The organism is Plantactinospora sp. A48 (assembly GCF_055793945.1).
Genome location: NZ_JBTIXF010000024.1, coordinates 16,562 through 35,127, shown reverse-complemented (window position 1 = coordinate 35,127; position 18,566 = coordinate 16,562). Strand labels below are relative to the sequence as shown.

At 71.6% G+C, this 18,566-nt stretch carries 14 protein-coding genes; 10 read left to right on the top strand and 4 right to left on the bottom strand.

Features of this window, described 5'->3' with window-relative positions; genetic code table 11:
* Positions 1-29: 29 nt before the first annotated feature.
* The 6 genes from ACXN5W_RS14920 to ACXN5W_RS14895 all read left to right on the top strand — a co-directional run bounded on the left by ACXN5W_RS14920 (position 30) and on the right by ACXN5W_RS14895 (position 10,749).
* Complete coding sequence (locus ACXN5W_RS14920; protein ID WP_473158869.1) at positions 30-5,294, top strand: type I polyketide synthase; 5,265 nt, start codon at positions 30-32, stop codon at positions 5,292-5,294.
* A 169-nt stretch (positions 5,295-5,463) separates the two neighbouring features.
* Positions 5,464-5,799 carry an acyl carrier protein gene (locus ACXN5W_RS14915; protein WP_473158868.1) on the top strand — a complete coding sequence of 112 codons (336 nt, stop codon included), beginning with the start codon at positions 5,464-5,466 and terminating at the stop codon, positions 5,797-5,799.
* Positions 5,800-5,801: 2 nt separating this feature from the next.
* Complete coding sequence (locus ACXN5W_RS14910) at positions 5,802-6,650, top strand: alpha/beta fold hydrolase (protein ID WP_473158910.1); 849 nt, start codon at positions 5,802-5,804, stop codon at positions 6,648-6,650.
* On the top strand, positions 6,650-7,612 hold the full coding sequence (locus tag ACXN5W_RS14905) for a sulfotransferase (RefSeq protein WP_473158867.1): 963 nt from the start codon (positions 6,650-6,652) through the stop codon (positions 7,610-7,612). The genes ACXN5W_RS14910 and ACXN5W_RS14905 overlap by 1 nt, the downstream gene beginning before the upstream one ends.
* A 139-nt stretch (positions 7,613-7,751) precedes the next feature.
* Positions 7,752-9,584, top strand: coding sequence for a hypothetical protein (locus ACXN5W_RS14900; protein ID WP_473158909.1), 1,833 nt, complete (start codon positions 7,752-7,754; stop codon positions 9,582-9,584).
* A 148-nt stretch (positions 9,585-9,732) separates the two neighbouring features.
* Positions 9,733-10,749, top strand: a complete 1,017-nt coding sequence (locus tag ACXN5W_RS14895; RefSeq protein ID WP_473158866.1) for an extracellular catalytic domain type 1 short-chain-length polyhydroxyalkanoate depolymerase — start codon at positions 9,733-9,735, stop codon at positions 10,747-10,749.
* 585 nt (positions 10,750-11,334) lie between these two features.
* Here ACXN5W_RS14895 and ACXN5W_RS14890 read toward each other — a convergent pair.
* From ACXN5W_RS14890 to ACXN5W_RS14880, 3 genes are read right to left on the bottom strand one after another with little or no spacing between them, the layout of a single operon-like run.
* Positions 11,335-11,856 (bottom strand): DinB family protein, encoded by a 522-nt coding sequence (locus ACXN5W_RS14890; RefSeq protein ID WP_473158865.1) that lies wholly within the window; start codon positions 11,854-11,856, stop codon positions 11,335-11,337.
* Between the two features lie 28 nt (positions 11,857-11,884).
* Positions 11,885-12,742, bottom strand: coding sequence for an ATP-grasp domain-containing protein (locus ACXN5W_RS14885; protein WP_473158864.1), 858 nt, complete (start codon positions 12,740-12,742; stop codon positions 11,885-11,887).
* Between the two features lie 6 nt (positions 12,743-12,748).
* Positions 12,749-13,705, bottom strand: a complete 957-nt coding sequence (locus tag ACXN5W_RS14880) for an NAD(P)-dependent oxidoreductase (RefSeq protein ID WP_473158863.1) — start codon at positions 13,703-13,705, stop codon at positions 12,749-12,751.
* Between the two features lie 58 nt (positions 13,706-13,763).
* Between ACXN5W_RS14880 and ACXN5W_RS14875 the strand changes: the two genes are divergently transcribed.
* A complete protein-coding gene (locus ACXN5W_RS14875) occupies positions 13,764-14,168 on the top strand; it encodes a MerR family transcriptional regulator (protein WP_473158862.1) in 405 nt (134 codons plus the stop codon).
* Between the two features lie 123 nt (positions 14,169-14,291).
* Here ACXN5W_RS14875 and ACXN5W_RS14870 read toward each other — a convergent pair whose 3' ends face one another.
* Positions 14,292-15,278: a LacI family DNA-binding transcriptional regulator gene (locus tag ACXN5W_RS14870; RefSeq protein ID WP_473158908.1), complete on the bottom strand. Its 987-nt coding sequence runs from the start codon at positions 15,276-15,278 to the stop codon at positions 14,292-14,294.
* 234 nt (positions 15,279-15,512) lie between these two features.
* On the opposite strand from ACXN5W_RS14870, the gene ACXN5W_RS14865 reads away from it, so the two are divergent.
* The 3 genes from ACXN5W_RS14865 to ACXN5W_RS14855 are packed head-to-tail and all read left to right on the top strand — an operon-like array spanning position 15,513 to position 18,560.
* Positions 15,513-16,775, top strand: coding sequence for a sugar ABC transporter substrate-binding protein (locus ACXN5W_RS14865; RefSeq protein WP_473158861.1), 1,263 nt, complete (start codon positions 15,513-15,515; stop codon positions 16,773-16,775).
* Positions 16,772-17,728, top strand: coding sequence for a carbohydrate ABC transporter permease (locus tag ACXN5W_RS14860; RefSeq protein WP_473158860.1), 957 nt, complete (start codon positions 16,772-16,774; stop codon positions 17,726-17,728). The genes ACXN5W_RS14865 and ACXN5W_RS14860 overlap by 4 nt, the downstream gene beginning before the upstream one ends.
* Positions 17,729-17,750: 22 nt before the next feature.
* Positions 17,751-18,560: a carbohydrate ABC transporter permease gene (locus ACXN5W_RS14855; protein ID WP_473158859.1), complete on the top strand. Its 810-nt coding sequence runs from the start codon at positions 17,751-17,753 to the stop codon at positions 18,558-18,560.
* Positions 18,561-18,566: the final 6 nt, after the last annotated feature.

Genomic DNA, 18,566 nt, shown 5'->3' with positions numbered 1-18,566 from the left:
CCCGTCAGAACCGCACGTCGGAGGAACCGATGAGCAACGGCGCCGCCGCGCCCGACCGGATCGCCATCGTGGGGATGGCCGCGCTGATGCCCTCCGCCGGGGATCTGGAGAGCTACTGGAACAACCTGGTCAACGGCGTGAGCGCGATCACGGACGTGCCGCCGAACCGCTGGGACGACGAGTTCTACGACCCGGATCACGCCGACCGGCCGGACCGGATGTACTGCCGGCGCGGCGGGTTCGTCGACGAGTACGCCACGTTCGAGCCGCTGCGGTTCGGGGTGATGCCGGCCTCCGTGGGTGACATCGAGCCGGATCAGCTGATCACCCTCGAGGTGGCCGCCGCGGCGATCGACGACGCGGGGGGCCCGGACCGGCTCCCCGCCGGGGAACGGGTGGGCGTCATCCTCGGGCGGGGCGGCATCCTCAGCCCCGCCCAGGCCCGGTACGCCAACCGGGTGCGGATGTCCAGCCAGGTCACCGGCATCCTCCGGGAGCTGGTGCCGGAGCTCGACGAGGCCCGGATGGACCTGCTGCGCCGCAAGATCGACGAACGGCTCGGCCCGTACCAGCCGGAGGGCACGATCGGTCTGGTGCCGAACCTGGCCGCCTCCCGGGTGGCCAACCGGCTCAACCTGCGCGGTCCCGCGTACACGCTGGACGCGGCCTGCGCGTCGTCGCTGATCGCCGTCGACCAGGGCATCAGCGAGCTGGTCAACGGCCGGTTGGACGCGGTGCTGGCCGGCGGCGTCCACCACGTGCACGACATCAGCTTCTGGTCGGTGTTCAGCCAGCTCCGGGCGCTGTCCCGGCGGGGTGAGATCCGGCCGTTCGACGCCGCCGCCGACGGGCTGCTGATCGGCGAGGGCACCGGCGTCGTCGTGCTCAAGCGGTACGCCGACGCGGTCCGCGACGGGGACCGGGTGTACGCGGTGATCCGGGGCAGCGGGATGTCCAGCGACGGGCGTTCCGCGAGCATGTTCAACCCGGCGGTGTCCGGGCAGGTGCTGGCCATCCAGCGAGCCTGGGAGGCCGCCGGGCTCGACCCGACCGCGCCGGACGCGCTGGGTCTGCTGGAGGCGCACGGCACCGGCACCCCGACCGGGGATGTCGCGGAGTTGACCACGGTGGCCCAGGTGTTCGGTCCGCACCGTGGCGGCCCCCGTCCGGTGATCGGCTCGGTCAAGTCGATGATCGGGCACACCATGCCGGCCGCTGGTGTGGCCGGGCTGATCAAGGCGGCGCTCGCGGTGCACCGCGGGGTGCTGCCACCCACCCTCAACTGCGAGTCCCCCCGGGCCGAGATGGCCGCGACCCGGTTCGCCCCGATCGCCACGGCCCGCCCGTGGGAGAGCGACGGACCACGGCGGGCCGGAATCAACGCGTTCGGCTTCGGCGGGATCAACGCACACCTGATCATCGAGCAGGCGCCCGAGTCGGTGAGCGGGGCGGTCGCGCCGCTCACCGTACCGGCCGGTGGCCGCGCCGGCGGCACCGCCGTGGTGGACGAGCCGGATCAGGTGTTGTGGCTGGCCGCCGCCGACCCGGCCGGGTTGGCCGAGCTGCTGGCCCGCGACGACCAGGAGGTACGCCGGCTCGGCATCGAGGTGGCCGCCCGCTCGGGCGGCGACGCGCCGGGGCCGGCCCGCCTCGGTGTGGTCAACCCGACGGACAAGCTGCTCGCGGTGGCCCGCAAGACGGTGGCCCGGGGTCAGGCGTGGCGGGGTGGTCGGGACATCTGGTTCACCCCGCACCCGTTGCTGGCCGGTCACGCGGGCAAGCTCGCGTTCGTCTTCCCCGGGTTGGAGGCGGAGTTCTCGCCGCGTACCGCCGACCTGGCCGCCCACTTCGGGCTGCCGGATCGGGAGTGGTCGGCCGCCGACCTGGGCCGGCACGGCGCCGGCCTGATCGAGGTGGGCAAGCTGCTCACCGAGGCGCTGAACCGGATCGGCGTACGTCCCGACGCGGTCGCCGGGCACAGCATCGGAGAGTGGACCGCCGCGGCCGTCAGCGGTCAGATCAGCACGGCGGCGATGGACGAGTTCCTGGAGTTGTTCAACGCCGACTCGGTGGAGGTCTCCGGGTACGTCTTCGCGGCGATCGGCGCCGGTGCGGAGCGGGTCACCCCGCTGCTCGGCGACTTCCCGCAGGTGGTGCTCTCCCACGACAACGCGCCGGCCCAGTCCGTGGTGAACGGGCCCGAGCCGCAGGTCGACCGCCTGGTCGAGACGCTGCGCAACCGCAACATCCTGTGTCAGAAGCTGCCCTTCCGGTCGGCCTTCCACACCCCCGCCTTCGCCGATGGACTCACCTCGATCGGTGCCGCCCTCGGCCGCTGGAAGGTGCACCCGACCAGGATGCCGGTGTGGTCGTCGACGCTGCACGCGCCGTTCCCGGACAACGAGGACGAGGTCAACCGGCTCTTCGTGCGGCACATGATGGAACCGGTCTGGTTCCGCCAGACCGTCGAGGCGATGTACGACGCCGGGTTCCGGGTCTTCCTCCAGGTCGGTGCGGGTCAGCTCGCCTCACTGGTCGGGGACAATCTGCGGGGCCGGGACCACCTGGCCATGCCGGTGAACACGGCGCACCGCAGCGGTCTCAACCAGCTCCGCCGGGTCGCCACCGCGCTGTGGGTGGAGGGTGGCACGCCCGACCTGCGCCCCCTCGCGGCGCGTACCGGCAAGGGACCGGATCGGACGGCGGGACCCGACCGGACGGCGGTGGGGTCGAACGGCGGCACCCGGCGCGGTCCCCGGATCAAACTCGACCTCGGCGGGCCGCTGGTCCGGCTCGGGGCGGAGGCGGCCGGGCTGCTCGGGCTGTCCGCCGCGCCGGCCGGCGGGAACGGCCATCCGGCCCCCGCCGGAGCAGGCGGCGTCGCGGCCTCGGCCACAACCCCGGCTCCGACGCCGGCCGGCGGCAACGGTGCCGCCCGGCGGCCGGTCACGCCCGCACAACCAGCGGTCACACAACCAGCGGTCACACAACCAGCGGTCGCACAACCAGCGGTCACCCGGCCGGCGCCCGCGCAGCTGGCGGTCGCGCAGCCGGCGGTCGCACGCCAGGTGACCGCGCCCGGTACGGCCGGCCATACCGGGCCGGTGACCACGAACCCGGTCACCGCGACCCCGCCGGTTACGACCTCGGTCAGCGCACCCCCACCGGCGGCGACCCCCGTCGCCGCGCCCCTGGTGGCGGCGACGGCACAGCCGGCCGGCCGGTCCGGCGATTCGGGTGTCGCGGTGGCCGCCCTGCAACGGCTCGCCGGGCGGTCCAGCGCGGCGGCCGAACTCGCCGCGCTGCTCCAGGACACCACGCAGGGCACGCTCAGCGTGCTGACCGCCGGTGACCCCGGCGCCGCTGCGCCACCGGTGAACCCACCGGCCGTCCCCCCGGCACGGTCCGCCACGGCGACCCCGCCGGCACCGTCCGCTACGACGGCGACCCCGCCGGCACGGCCCACCACGGCACCGGCTCCGCCGGCACGCCCGGTCGCGGCACCGTCGGTGCGTCCGGTCACGACCCCGCCCGTGTGGTCCGTCGCGCCGCCACCCGCCGCCGCCCGGCCGGCACCGCCCGGGGCCGCCCCGGAGATCGGCCGGCTCATCCTGCGGGTCTCCCTGGACACCATGCCGTACCTGCTGGACCACTGCTTCTTCGTCCAGCCGGACGACTGGCCCAACCCGGAGGACCGCTGGCCGGTGGTTCCGGCGACCGCCCTGGTCGCGCACATGATGGACGCGGTCGAGCAGTTGATCCCCGCCGGACTGCGGGTGGTGGCCGTGCACGACGCGAAGTTCAACAAGTGGCTCATCGCCGTGCCGGCCCAGGACGTCGAGGTCGTGGTCCGGGCGGCCGGGCCGAACCGGTACGCCGTCGTCTGCGCCGGCTTCGCCCGGGCCACCGTCGAGGTCGGGCCCGCCTACCCGGCGCCGCCGCCGGCGGTCTGGACGCACGACCCGGTCACCGAGCGGCCACCCACGCTGGGCGCAGCGGAGATGTACGCCGAGCGGCTGATGTTCCACGGGCCGCAGTTCCAGGGCGTGACCGAGGTACACGCGCTCGGCGACATGCACGTACGGGGCGTCGTCACCGCCCCGGCGCCGCCGGGTGCCCTGCTGGACAACGCGCTCCAGCTCATCGGCAACTGGTTGATCACGACTCAACCGGCCCGGACGGTCGCCCTGCCGGTCGGCCTCGGGCAGGTCCGGTTCTTCGGGCCACCCCCGCCGACGGGCCGGGCGTTCGAGTGTGTCGCCCGGGTACGGTCGATCGACGACGGCAAGCTCGTCGCCGACACCCAGCTCAGTTACCAGGGGCGGGTCTGGGCGCAGATCGAGGGCGCGATCGACCGGCGGTTCGACAGTCATCCGCAGGCCCGGGTCGCCGAGCGTTTCCCCGAGCGGTACCCGATGTCGCAGTTCCAGCCGGACGGCTGGACCATGGCCTTCGACTGCTGGACCGACCTGGTCACCCAGAGCATGGCCGCCCGGGGCATCCTCGGCGGCGAGGCGTACGCCGACTACGAGCGGCAGCCGGGCCGGAACCGCAAACAGTGGCTGCTCGGCCGAATCGCGGCCAAGGACGCCGTCCGGTCCCGACTGTGGGAGACCGGCCACACCGACATCTATCCGATCGAGCTGACCGTCGGCAACGACCCCGACGGGCGGCCGTGGGTACGCGGGCGGCCGGGCCGGGGTCTGGAGGACTGCGACATCTCCCTCGCGCACTGCGCGGAGATCGGCGTGGCGATCGCCCGGTTGCGTCCCGCGACGGCCTCGGCCGGTGGCCCCGGCGTCGGCATCGACGTCGCCGAGGTCACCGACCATCCGGACAGCACCGCCTCGTTCGCCCTGACCGGGCCGGAGGCGGCGCTACTCGCGAGCCTGTCCGTCGCCGGCGCGGCCAGCACGGTCGGCACCGCCAACGGAGCCGGCCCGGTCAGCGCGGCCAACGGAACTGGTCCGGCCGGCACCGCCAACGGAGCCGGTCCGGCCGGCACCACCAGCGACACCGGGGAGGCCCGCCGGCTGTGGTTCACCCGGTTCTGGGCCGCCAAGGAGGCCGTCGGCAAGGCCGAGGGCACCGGGCTCGACGGCAGGCCGCGTCAGTTCGAGGTCCGCGAGGCCACCGAGACCGCGCTGACCGTCGTGGTCGGCGAGCGTACGTACCGGGTCGGGCACCGCGTCGTGACCAACCCACCGGACCTGCCGTCCCGGCGGTACGTCGTGGCCTGGACCTGGGGGCCGGAGCCGGACCCTGGCACCCCGCCCGGGGTGTCCCGGCCATGACCGGACCCCGCCAGGCCATGGCGCCCCGGCCATGAACAGTCACCCGGCCGACCCTCGGCCAACCGTGTCGAGGGTCGGCCGGCCGGCACCGCCGACCGCCCTGCCGGCGCCACCCACAGCTCTGTTGGAACAGCAGGTCACCCCACCGGAACAGCAGAAGGAGCACCTTATGTCCGCGGCCCGGGCCGACATCCTCGTCGAACTCACCGAGATGATCAACGCCGTACTGGGCGACTTCGCCACCGACCAGGTCATCACCATGGACACCACGTTCCAGGACGACCTGAACATGGAGAGCATCGACGTCGTCTCGCTGGCCGGGCGCCTTCAGGCCCGCTACGGCGACACGGTGAACTTCGCCCTGTTCGTCGCGAAGCTGGACCTGAAGGCCGTGAGCGAGCTGCGGGTCGGTCAGCTCGTCGAGCACATCGCCACGTCGCTCGACGCGGCCGATCGCGAGCCGGCCGGGGCCGGCGCGGACGAGGTCGGGGCGGGCAGCCGGTGACCATGGTGCGGGCGAACGGGATCACGCTGCACGTGCAGCGGCTCGATCCGCCCGCCGGTGTCCGTACGGGCACCGGCGGGCCCGCCCCGACCGCGGTGCTGCTGCACGGGATGGCCTCGGACACCATGGCGAGCTGGTATTTCACCATGGCCGAACCGCTGGCCCGGGCCGGGTTCCCGACCGTGCTGTACGACCTGCGCGGGCATGGCCGCAGCGACCGTCCGGCCACCGGCTACGCCCTCGACGACTTCGTCGACGACCTGGAGGCGCTGCTGGCCGAGCTGGGCGTCGACGGCCCGCTGCTGCTGTTCGGCAACTCCTTCGGCGGGACGATCGCGTTCGGCTACGCGGCACGCCACCCCGACCGGGTGGCCGGGATCGTGGCCGTGGAGTCCGCACCGCCGACGTCGGAGTGGATGCGCCGGGTACGGGTCCGACTCGACCGGATCGCCACCCTGCTCCCCCAGGAGATGGCGGTGGCCGAGATCGGCTCGCGCCGAGGGGTCGGTGCCGCCCGGCGGGCCGCCGAGACCAGCAGGATGCTGACCGACACCACGATGGCCGACGAACTACCGGCCAGCCGGCTGCCGGCGGTCGAGCGGATCGCCGCGATCGACTGCCCGGTGCTGTGCCTCTACGGCGGCGATTCCGCCGTTCGCGAGCTGGCCCCGGCGGTCAGCGCGCTGCTGCCACAGACCCGGATCGTGGTCCTGCCCGATCAGAAGCACACCGTCCTGGTCACCCGACCCGAGGCCGTCCGCCAGCACGTGTTCACCTGGCTGGCCGAGCAGCGCGGGCTCGACGTGCCACTTCCCTCACCAGCTAAGCCCGAGACGCAGGAGGTTTCGTGATGGACACCCCGATCACCGGCCGGTCGATCATCATCAGCAACGGTCGCTGCGGCTCCACACTGCTGTCCGACCTCATCCACGAGCAGCCGGACACGCTCTCGGCCCAGGAATTCTTCATGTCGGTGGCGCCGTGGGCCCGCAGCGGCGAGGTGTTGACCGGCCCCGAGTACTGGGGCGTGCTGGCCAGTCCCAAGGCCGAGCTGTCCACCCTGTTCCGGATCGGCCTGCCACCGAAGGAGGTCCGTTACCCCGCCACCGGGCGGTGGGCCGACCGGATGATCGACCTGCCCCGGATCCTCGTGATCACCCTCTCGAAGCTCACGGACGACCCGGACGCGCTGTTCGACCAGCTCGCCGACCGGGTGGCGCAGTTTCCCACCCAGCCCGTGGCCCGGCACCACCGCGACTTCCTCGACGTGCTCGCCGGGATGACCGGCAAGAAGCGCTGGGTGGAGCGTTCCGGCGGGTCGAGCCACGTGGCCCCGTACCTGTTGAAGGGGTTCCCGGACTGCAAATTCGTCTATCTCACCCGGAGCCTGACGGACACCGCCCGCTCGATGAGCCGGCACCCGTCGTTCCAGCTCATCCAGTTGCGGGTGGAGTTCCTCGCCCGGTGCGGCCTGGACCCGTTCCGGATCGAGCCGGGCCAGGAGGTGCCGGAGGACCTCCAGCGGTACCTGCCGGACCGGCTGACCGCCGACGCGCTGCGGGAACGCGGCGCGGACCTCAACCGCTACCTCGGGCTGTCCGCGTTCATGACCAGCCAGGCCGAGCAGGCGCTCAGTGACGTACCCCCGGAGCACCTGCTTCGGATGCGCTACGAGGACCTCGTCGCCGACCCGGTGGGCGAGCTGACCCAGCTCGGCGAATTCCTGGAGTTCGAGGACCCGGCCCAATGGGCCAACCAGGTCGCGGGCCGGGTCGTCAGGCCGGCGCGGACCGCCGAGCCCGCCACCGTGTGACCACCGCCCGCTCCCAGTCCCACTCGAATCAGTCCCCGGGCACGCTCAGATCGATCCCGGTGTGCCCGTATCTGTCCCGCCCCGGCCTCACCGGCCGGGTGCGGGCATTCCCCGTTTCATCTGGAGAGAGAGGCAGTTGGTGAGTCCATTCCGGATATCCATCCGGCGGCTGTTGGCCGCCGCGATACTGGGGCCGCTGCTGGTCGCCCCGTCGACGGCGCTGGCCGCGCCGCCCGACCAACCCGCCGGGGATCACGGCCACCAGGGCCCGCAGTTGCTGGCCAAGGCCCAGCCGGACGAGTGTTTCGCCGGGATCGGGCAGCCGTACCCGCCCGGCCCCCCGTGCGCCACCGGCCAGGCCAAGGTCAACCAGTCGTACGTGTGGGGGCTGACCCGGGCCGGGCAGAACCTGTACTTCGGCACCGGGGCGAACGTCAACTGCATGACCAGTGGTCGGGCCCTGACCAACACGACCCCGGTCCAGAACAACGACTGGGTCTGCGAGTACGGCGAGAGCCAGATCGTCAAGGACAACCCCGGTCTGCCGGCGATCCTCGGTGACCACCGGGTGCCCCGGGTCTACCGGTACGACACGCGCGCCAACAAGCTCACCGAACTCACCGACATGATCAAGTCCGCCTCACCGGATGACGCCAACCGGTTGCAGGTCACCGCCGGCATCCGGGCGGCCGGCAACTTCGGTGGGGTGGCCCTGCTGGGCGGTCCCGCGATCGGCACCAGCATCAACCTGTTCGCGTTCGACACGGACACCGGGGCGTACCTCGGGTCGCGCACGCTGAGCAAGTACGGCAACATCCGGCACTTCCTGGTCGCCGACGACGGCCTCTACGCCGGGGTCGGCGTCGGCGCCAACGGTGGCGCCGGCGGTTACGTCCTGCGGTGGACGGGCAGCAAGACCGACCCGTTCTCCTTCGCCGAGGTGGGGACGTTGCCGGCGCAGGCCGCCGATCTGGCCCTCTTCGAGGGGCGGATCTTCATCACCAGCTGGCCGGGATCCGCGGACGACTTCGCGCCGGGCACCACGCCCGACCTCGCGCCCGCCATCGCGTCGGCGCCGACCAGCATCGCCGCGGTCTGGATGAGTCCGAAGCTCTCCGACGGCACTCCCGGACTCAATCCGGAGGACGCCGGCGGCTGGCAGAAGGTGTGGGACGTCTCCAGCTACGAGCCGGACCCCGTGATCGCCAAGGCCTACGCGTTGGGCGGGCTGGCGTCGTACGGCGGCCAACTGTACTGGGGCACCATGCACGTGCCGATGAAGGCGACCACCCTGCTCCTGACGACTTATCCGCCCAAGGACGACGCGGCGCTCCAGGATACCGTCAACAACACCCAGCGGGCGATCAGCATCTACCGGGGCCGGGGCTTCGGCTCCACCCATCAGAAGGTGGACCTGCTCTACGGCGCCACCGACCTGCCCGCCTACGACCCGACCGCCAACGACGGCGCCGGGGCCTGGGCGTTGCAGTCCACCCACCAGACCCCGCTGTACGGCGGGCCGGGCTTCGGCAACCCGTACAACAACTACACCTGGACGATGGTGGTGGCGGGCGGGAAGCTCTACGTCGGCACGATGGACTGGAGCTACCTGGCCAAGGAGTTGGGCAGTTCGACGGCCGCGCAGTTGGGCCTGTCGCCGGGGATGGCGGACGTGTTGGCTCAGGCACCGGCCAGGGCAGCCGCCGCGGCCACCCCAGGGGCGGTCGCCACCGACCTTCCACCGGCCGTGTACGGCGGCGACCTGTACGCCTTCACCTCGCCACGGAAGCCCGCCACGATGATCGACAACACCGGTCTGGGCAACTATCTCAACTACGGGATCCGCAACATGGTCGCGGATGGCCCGACGCTCTACCTGGGCATGGCGAACCCGATGAACCTGCGGACCGACCCCACCGACGACATACCCGAGGGCGGCTGGGAGCTGATCAAGCTCCGCGACCGCTGGTGAGTTCCAGCCACCGGCCCGGCGGCCCCACCGCCGGGCCGGTCCGGCCGGTCCGACTGGTCCGGCCGGTCCGCCGGGTCGGCCGGGTCGGCTGACCGAGTTCTGGCGTGTCGCTAACGTTGCTCGAACATTTACCGACGAAAGTATTTATATGGCGCCGTCCACCGTTTCCCGCTACCTTGTCGGATCTCTCGCGCTCCTCGTCGGGCTGGCCGCCCTCACCGGCTGCACCCGGCACCGCGCCGACCGGCCCGGCCACAACTCCCCGTCCGCCGGCCCGACCTCCGGGGAGTCGGCCCGGGACGTGGCCGTCGGCACCTCCGAGCACACCCTCACGGTGGACGGCCGGAAGCGCACCTACCGGTTGTACCGGCCGGCCTCGGCGAAGCTGAGCGGTCCGGTCCCGCTCGTGGTCATGCTGCACGGCGCCGCCGGCACCGGCAGCCAGGCCGAGGAGGCGTACGGCTGGACCGGGCAGGCCGACCGCGCCGGCTTTCTGGTCGTCTTCCCGGACGGGCTGAACCGGGCCTGGGCCGTCAGCCCGGGGTGCTGCGGCGCGCCGGCCCGTGAGGGGGTCGACGACGTCAAGTTCATCACCGAGATGGTCACCGCGATCGGCGCCTCGGCACCGGTCGACCCGGCCCGGACGTACGTCACCGGAATCTCCAACGGCGGCCTGCTCGCGTACCGGCTGGCCTGCGACACCGGAACCTTCGCCGCCGTCGGCGCGGTGGCCAGCACGCTGACCGGGCAGTGTCCGACCCCGTCGCCGGTCTCGGTCCTGCACATCCACGGCCGGCAGGACAAGACCATGCCGTACGGGGGCGGGCCCGGCCGCCGCGACAACGACGGCACCGGCCGGAACCCGGTCAAGATCGACGGGCCGCCCGTCCCGGACCTGATCGCCAAGTGGCGGGCCGTGGACGACTGTGGCAGTCCACACACGACCACCACCGGCCTGGTGACCCGAACGGCCGCGACCTGTCCGCACGGGCGGGCCGTGGAGCTGATCACCATCGCGGACGCCGGTCACCAGTGGCCCGGCGGTCGACCCAACCCGCCCCGGGCGGAGCAACTGCTCCATCTCGACCCGCCGTCCACGGCGCTCAACGCCACCGAAACCATCTGGCGCTTCTTCAGCGCCCATCCCCGGCCCGCGGCCGGTTGACGTTCTTCCGGGCCGGAGGCGTTGATGGACATGGGTGATTCGGCCGCCGAGTTACGGCACGGAGAGTGACGGCGGCGGCGAAGGTCGACATTTACCCTCAGTAACGCGCTGGCCTGGTCCAGCTTTTTCCCTCTCGGCCGCTTTGCAATGCTTCCCTCCAGGCGACACCGCTCTGACCTGCGATCTTCCTCAGACCCGGGTTCCGTGATCGACAACATCCAGTGGCTCAGGGTTACCGTTGCCTTGAGGGAAGCATTGCAAAGGCTGGAGAGTGGGCTCGGTGCGGCAGAAGCAGCGTTCACTTTCCGTATTCGGATGACCCAGCCGGCTTCGTCGACGGCCCCGGCCGACCGGGTTCGAAGCCGCGCGGACCCCCAGCCCGCACGGCCCCCAGCCCCACACGGCCTCCAGCCCACACGGCCCCCGGCCCGCACGGCCCCCGGCCCGCACGGACCACCGGCCCGCACGGCCACCGGCCCGCACGGACCGCCGGCCCACACGGCCACCGGCCCGCACGGACCGCCCGCCCGCCGGTCACCTGCGCCAGGCGCGGGTGACTCGCGGCGACGGCTCGGCGAGGCGTGGTCAGACCGCGCCGGTGGAGCCGTCGGTCAGTTCCCGGAGGATGTCTGCGTGCCCCGCGTGCCGGGCGGTCTCCTCGATCAGGTGTACCAGGATCCACCGCAGGGACACCTCGCCGAGCTGCGGCTGCGGCACCACGTGGTCGAGGTCGAACCGGGCGGCCAGCTCCCGGGACCGGGCACAGGCCTTCTCGTACGCCGTCGCCAGCGCCGCCACCGTGTCCCCGTCGGCCAGCGCGAAGCTGGCCTCGGCATCCTCCGCGGAGGTCGGGAACACGTCACCCGGGTCGGGCGCGAGCAGGTACGGAAACCAGTTCCGCTCCACCTGGGTGAGGTGCTTGACCAGGCCGGCCAGCGTGGTCGCGGACGGCACCAGCCGGCGGGTCGCATCCGCGTCGGACAGTCCGCGCAGCTTGCGCAGCACGATGGAACGGTGGAAGTCGAGGAACGCCTCCAGGATGGCCCGTTCATCCCCGGTACGGGCGATCACCGGCGCGAGCGTGGGGTCGATGTCGATTTCCGCCATCGTCCGATCCTAGTCACGCCCCGATCGGTCAGTTCAGGAGCGCGTCGACGAGGCGACCGACGGCCTCCGGAGGACCCTCGGTGAGGAACAGCGACGGCTCCACGAGTTCCAGCTCGAGGACGCACGGCTCCCCGTCGTCGTCGCGGACCAGGTCGACCCGGGCGTAGGTGGGCGGACCGAACCGCGCGGTCGCCGCCTCCACGGCCGCCTGCGCCACCGCGATCTGCCGCGCGTCGGCCACGTACGGCTTGTTGGTCTCCTCGGCGAACAGCCCCGTCACCACGTCGGCCCGCGGCAGGTTCACCCGCTTGCTGGCGGCGTGACTGTACCGGCCGCCGAGGAAGACCAGCGGCCATTCGCCCTCGGTCGACACCGAGCGGACCAGCGGCTGCACCAGCGCGGTGTTCCCGCCCTCGTGCAGCCGCCGCACGTGCGCGCGGGCCTGGTCGTGCTGGTCGGCCGCGTACGACGCGGCCTCCCGGCTGCCCGTGCCCACCGCCGGTTTCACCACGAAGTCATCGTCCGGCAGCACCGGCCGTTCCCCGGGCTCGACGAAGCTGGTCGTGATCACCGGGACGCCGGCCCGGCCGAGGTCGGTCAGGTAGTGCTTGTCGAGGTTCCAACGCAGCATCGGCAGCGGGTTGCGCAGCTCGGTGACCGCGGCGACCCGGTCCAGCCAGGCCCGGAACTCGTCCAGCCGCTCCGGATAGTCCCACGGCGAGCGCAGGACCACGCGATCGTAGGAGTCCCACGCCACCGCCGGGTCGTCCCACATCACGACGTCGACCTCGACACCCGCCCGCCGCAGCGCCGGCAGCGCCAAGTCCTCGTCCGGGTCCCAACCACGGGCCTGAACAGCGGAAATCCACCCGAGTCGCCTGATCACGGGGTATCACTGTACCGGGCTTCCGGCCTGGTCAACCGGGGTCGGGACGTCCGGTTGGTCGGTTTCGGCGAGGAACCGGGCGAGCCGGGCGTAGCTGTCGCCGCCGTGGCCCGCCGCGACGGCCCGCCCGATGATTCCCTGTACGGCCCGCAGCGGTGCGGTGTCGATGCCGCGAGCGGCCGCCGCGGCGCTGACGTGGGCCACCGCCGAGCCCGCCGACGCGATGTTGGAGATGTCGGCCGGATAGCTGCCGGCGCTGAGCTGCGCGGCGAACCGGTCGGCCATCTCGGGCAGCAGGCCGCCGATCTCCCGGGCGAAGCGGGCGAACGCGACGGGGGCGATGCCCTCGGCCACGGCCAGGGCGAAGGCGTGTACCAGCCCGCCGACGGACGTGGTGAACAGGTCGAGCAGGGCCATCTCGTACGAGGCCGCGGCGCTGATGTCCGCGCCGAGGTGGACGCTGCTGCCGCCGAAGGCTCCCAGTGGGACGCGGACCCGGTCGAACAGCGCGGACGGGCCGCTGTAGAGAATCGTCGCGGCGCGGGTGCCGATCGAGGGCGCCGGCGTGAGGATCGCGCCGTCCAGATAGTCGATACCGCGCCGCGCGGCCCAGTCCGCCGTGGCTCGCGCCTGCGCCGCGTGCCCGCTGCTGAGGTTGACCAGCGTGCCCGTCGGCCAGTCAGCGAGGTCGGCCACGCTCGCGCGGACGGCGTCGTAGTTGATCATGCAGGTGATGGCGATCGACGCGTCGGCCACCGCGTCGGCCACGGTTGGTGCGAGCGTGGCGCCCCGCGCCACGAGCGTTTCGGCCCGGCCCGGCGTGCGGTTCCAGACCACGGTGCGGTGACCCGCGGCGAGCGTGGCGGTGGCGAGGGCCCGGCCCATCGGGCCGAGGCCCAGAATGGCGATGGTCCGGGGCGGTTCCTGATCGGTGTTTTCGTGATCGGTGTTGAGGTCTGTCACGACGACGACGCTAAACCTTCACGTTGACGTGAAGGTCAAGTCCTGATCTGCTCTACGGATGCGGATCGGTGAACTGGCCCGGCGCACCGGAGCCACCCCTCGGGCCCTGCGCTACTACGAGGAGCAGGGCCTGCTGCGGCCCGCCCGTCGCGCGAGCGGCTACCGGGACTACGACGGGCAGGCCGTGTACAAGGTGCGACACATCCAACTGCTGCTGTCCGCCGGGCTGAACAGCAGCGCCATCGCCGAGATCCTGCCCTGCGTACCCGACGACCGGACGGTGCTCGCGCCCACCTGTCCCGAGCTGCTCGACGTCCTGGCCGAGGAGCGCACCCGGATCACCGCGTCCATCGAGAAGCTCGCCGCGGCCCGGGGAATCCTGGACCGCCTCATTGAAGGCGGACGCGGGCCCGCCGACCGGGACCCCGCCGGGCAGCGCGGCGGTGACCGGCCCGACCGGTGATGACCGGCCCGGCTGACCGGCGGGTAACCGGCCCGACCGGTGATGACCGGCCAGGCTGACCGGCGGGTGACCGGCCCGACCGGTGATGACCGGCGGGTGACCGGACCGGCTGACGGTGGTCCGTCACACGGCCGTGGAGGCCCGGGGGACGAGGCGGCAGGGGCGCTTCCGCGGGCCGTGTCCGGGATCGCCGTTGATCGCCCGCAGCAGCAGCTCGGCGGCCTCGCGACCGATGCCCTCAAGGTCCATGTCGACGCTTGTCAACGGGGGCCGGCAGCCCGCCACCATGACGTCCCAGTTGTCGAAGCCCACCAGGGCGACATCGCCGGGAATGTTCCGGCCGGCGTCACGCAGCGCCTCGGCCACCCCTCGGGCGATCTGGTCGCTGCCGCAGAACACCGCGTCGATCTCGGCGCCGGTCGACAGCAGGATGCCGGCGGCCTGCCGCCCCCACGCCTCGCTCCACTCCCCGTACAGCGGGGGGGTCACCAGATCGACCACCGACGCCGCGGCCTCGGCGCGGACCCGGGCCGAGTGGTGGTGTTCGGGCCCGGTCACGTGCGCGATGCGACGGCGGCCGATGGCCTGCAGGTGCTGCACCGCGCGGCGCGCGCCGTCGGCCTCGTCGGGCACCACGGAACAGTCACGGGGGTCGGTGGAGCTGATGAAGGCGTAGACGACGGGTACGCCCAGGCTGGCTCCGATCGGCGCGCGGGCCTGGGTGCGGCGGCCGGTGACGATGATCCCGTCGACCTTCCGGCTGAGCAGCGTGCGCAGGTAGTACTGCTCGCGGATCGGGTCGTCCCGGGCGTCACAGAGGAACACCGACATCTGCCCGGCGCCGAGCGCGTCCTCGGCGCCGATCAGCAGCGGGATGCTGAACCGACCGATGCTGTCCGTCGTGATCATCCCGACCGTGTAGGTGCGTCCGGTCTGCAGGCTGCGCGCCGCCGCGTTCGCCACGAAGCCGAGCTGGTCGGCGGCCTGGCGCACCCGGGCGACGGTCTGCGGACGCAGACTCCCCCGTCCGTTGAGCGCCTTGGACGCCGTCCCGACGGAAACCCCGGCGAGCGCCGCCACCTCGCTGATGGTGGCCGCCCTGGTTGTGATGCTCAGCTTTTCCTCCCCGGTCCCCGTGCCGACTCGATTTTCCGAGCCGCTCCCGCCGGTGCCGCTCTCGCCGGTCACATAATGCGACCGTAACTTGCTCTTGACAGCCGCGCAAGGCTGTCCCTAGCGTGTCGGCAATCGTTTTCCTCGCCGCCCCGGCGCCGTTGTTTCTCGACCTGGGACGCCGGGCCATCCCTGTCCGAGAAGACCCACCCGCGCAAAAGGGGATCCGATATGACCCTGTCCACCTCGGCGCGGCGCCGGCTGCGGATCGCCGCCGCCCTCGCCGTCACCGCCTGCCTCGCGGCCGGCTGTTCGCACTCCACATCCTCCGATGGCGGGTCGTCCCCGGGCGCCGCGGGCGGCGCGTACACCGTCTGGGATCCGTACCCGCAGTTCGACGACAGCTCAGACTGGGTCAAGCTGCTCACCAAGTGCGGCACCGACGCGGGCGTCACGGTCAAGCGGACCAGCTACGACACCACGGACCTGACCAACAAGGCGCTGCTGGGCGCCCAGCAGGGCAACTCGCCGGACGTCCTGATCATCGACAACCCGGTGGTGTCCACGCTCGCCGAGGCGGGCGTGTTGACCACCACCGACGACACGAAGATGGACACCTCGGCGATCGAGCCGAACCTGCTCGCGGCCGGCCAGCTCGACGGGAAGACCTACGGCGTCCCGATCGGCGCGAACACCCTCGCCCTCTACTACAACAAGAAGATCCTCGACGCCGCGAAGGTCGACCCGACGACGATCAAGGACTGGGCGTCGCTGACCACGGCCCTGGGCAAGGTGAAGGCGACCGGCAAGAAGGGGATCACGTTCTCGGCCATCGGCACCGAGGAGGGCAGCTTCCAGTTCCTGCCCTGGTTCTGGGGCTCCGGGGCCAACCTCACCCAGCTCGACTCGGACCAGGCGGTTTCGGCGCTCACCCTCTGGACCGACTGGCTCAAGCACGGGTACGCCCCGAACTCGGTGATCAACAACACCCAGACGACCACCTGGCAGGAGTTCGCCTCCGGCAACTTCGCGTTCGGTGAGAACGGCACCTGGCAGCTGGCCAACGCGAAGAAGGCCGGGTTCGAGTACGGCATCATCCCGATTCCGTCGAGCACCGGCGGCACCGCACCGGCACCCACGGGCGGCGAGTTCGTCTCCGCGCCGGTGCAGAAGGACACCGGGCGCTACGCCACCACCGAAAAGATCATCACCTGCCTGACCAGCGGTGACAACGCGTACACCACCGACACCACGCTGTCCTACATCGCGGCCACCGACGCGGTGCAGCAGAAGCAGGTGCAGGCCGCGCCCGACCTGAAGGTGTGGGTCGAGGCGGTGCAGGCCGCGAAGGGCCGGACCAGCGACAACCTCGGCACCCGGTACCCGAAGATCTCCGAACCGTTGTGGGGGGCCTTCCAGGCGGCGCTGTCCGGCTCGAAGACGCCGCAGGACGCACTGAAGGCCGCCCAGCAGGCGGCCGCGGCGACAAAGTGACCAGGACATCCGACGTGGTGACCCGGGCCGGTGCGGTGACTGCCGCCCCGGCCCGGGCCGCTCGACGCACCCGGCGCCGCAGCGGCCAGTGGGCGGCCTGGGCCTTCCTGACCCCGGTCGTGCTCTACCTGCTGGCCTTCTACGCCTACCCGCTGTACCGCAACCTGGACCTGAGCCTGCGCCACTACACCGTCCGCTCGTTCGTGCAGGGCGGGGCGCCGTTCTCCGGTCTGGACAACTACCGCACGGTCATCGACAACCCGACCTTCGGTCCCGCGTTGTCGCACACGGTGGTGTTCACCGTGGTCTCGCTGGTCTTCCAGTTCTCGATCGGGATGGCGCTGGCGGTCTTCTTCCGGCAGAACTTCCGGCTCTCGGCCACCCTGCGGGCACTGTTCCTGGTGCCGTGGCTGCTGCCGCTGATCGTCTCGGCCTCGACCTGGTCGTGGATGCTCAACAGCGACTCCGGCATCGTCAACTCGGCGCTGGGCCTGTTCGGGATCGACCCGGTCAACTGGCTCACCTCGCCGCAGTGGGCGCTGACCAGCGTGATCATCGCGAACATCTGGATCGGCATCCCGTTCAACCTGGTCGTGCTCTACAGCGGTCTGCAGGCCATCCCCGCGGACCTCTACGAGGCCGCCGCGATCGACGGCGCGACCGGGTGGAAGGCATTCTGGGAGGTGACGTTCCCGCTGCTGCGGCCGGTCAGCGCGATCACCCTCCTGCTCGGGCTGGTCTACACGATCAAGGTCTTCGACATCATCTGGATCATGACCAGGGGTGGCCCCACCGACTCGTCGACGACGTTCGCCACCTGGTCGTACCGGTTCAGCTTCGGCAGCATGCTGCCGCAGTTCGGTCCGGGCGCGGCGGTCGGCAACCTGCTGATCGTGATGGCGCTGATCTTCGGCCTGATCTACATCCGCATCCAGCGAAGGCAGAACGCATGAGCGAGCGCAGCGAGGAGTCGGCATGAGCAAGCCGGTCAAGACCGCGATCGGTCTGCTGCTCACGGCGGTCATGCTGTTCCCGGTCTACTGGATGATCAACGTGTCCTTCACCCGGGACACCGACATGCGGCACGATCCGCCGTACCTGTTCCCGGTCCACGGCACCCTGGAGGGGTACCGGGCCGTGCTGCACGACCAGTTGCCGTACCTGGGAACCAGTCTCATGATCGGCCTCGGCACGGTGATCCTCACCGTGCTGCTGTCGGCGCCGGCGGGTTACTCGCTGGCCAAACTGCGACCGCGCGGCGGCGGGGCGCTCAGCCTGGTGCTGCTGATGGCGCAGATCATCCCGGCGATCATCATGGCGATGGGGTTCTATGCCGTCTATCTCAGGCTCGGCATCCTGAACAACGCCGTCGGCCTGGTGCTGGCCGACTCGACGATCGCGGTGCCGTTCGGCGTGTTGATCTTCACAGCGTTCATGTCGGGCATCCCGGAGGAGCTCATCAACGCGGCCCGGATGGACGGCGCCACGAGGTGGCGCACGTTCGTCTCGGTCGTCCTGCCGATTTCCCGCAACGCCGTCGTCACCGTCTCGTTGTTCGCTTTCCTGTGGGCGTGGTCCGACTTCGTCTTCGCCACCACGCTCGACGGCGGGGGCGACACCCAGCCGATCACCCTCGGCATCTACCACTACATCGGCAACAACAACCAGCAGTGGAACGCGATCATGGCCACCGCCGTCATCGCGTCCATCCCCGCGACCCTGCTGCTCATCGTCGCGCAGCGGTACGTGGCCGCCGGTGTCACCGCCGGCGCCGTCAAGGACTGAGGACGA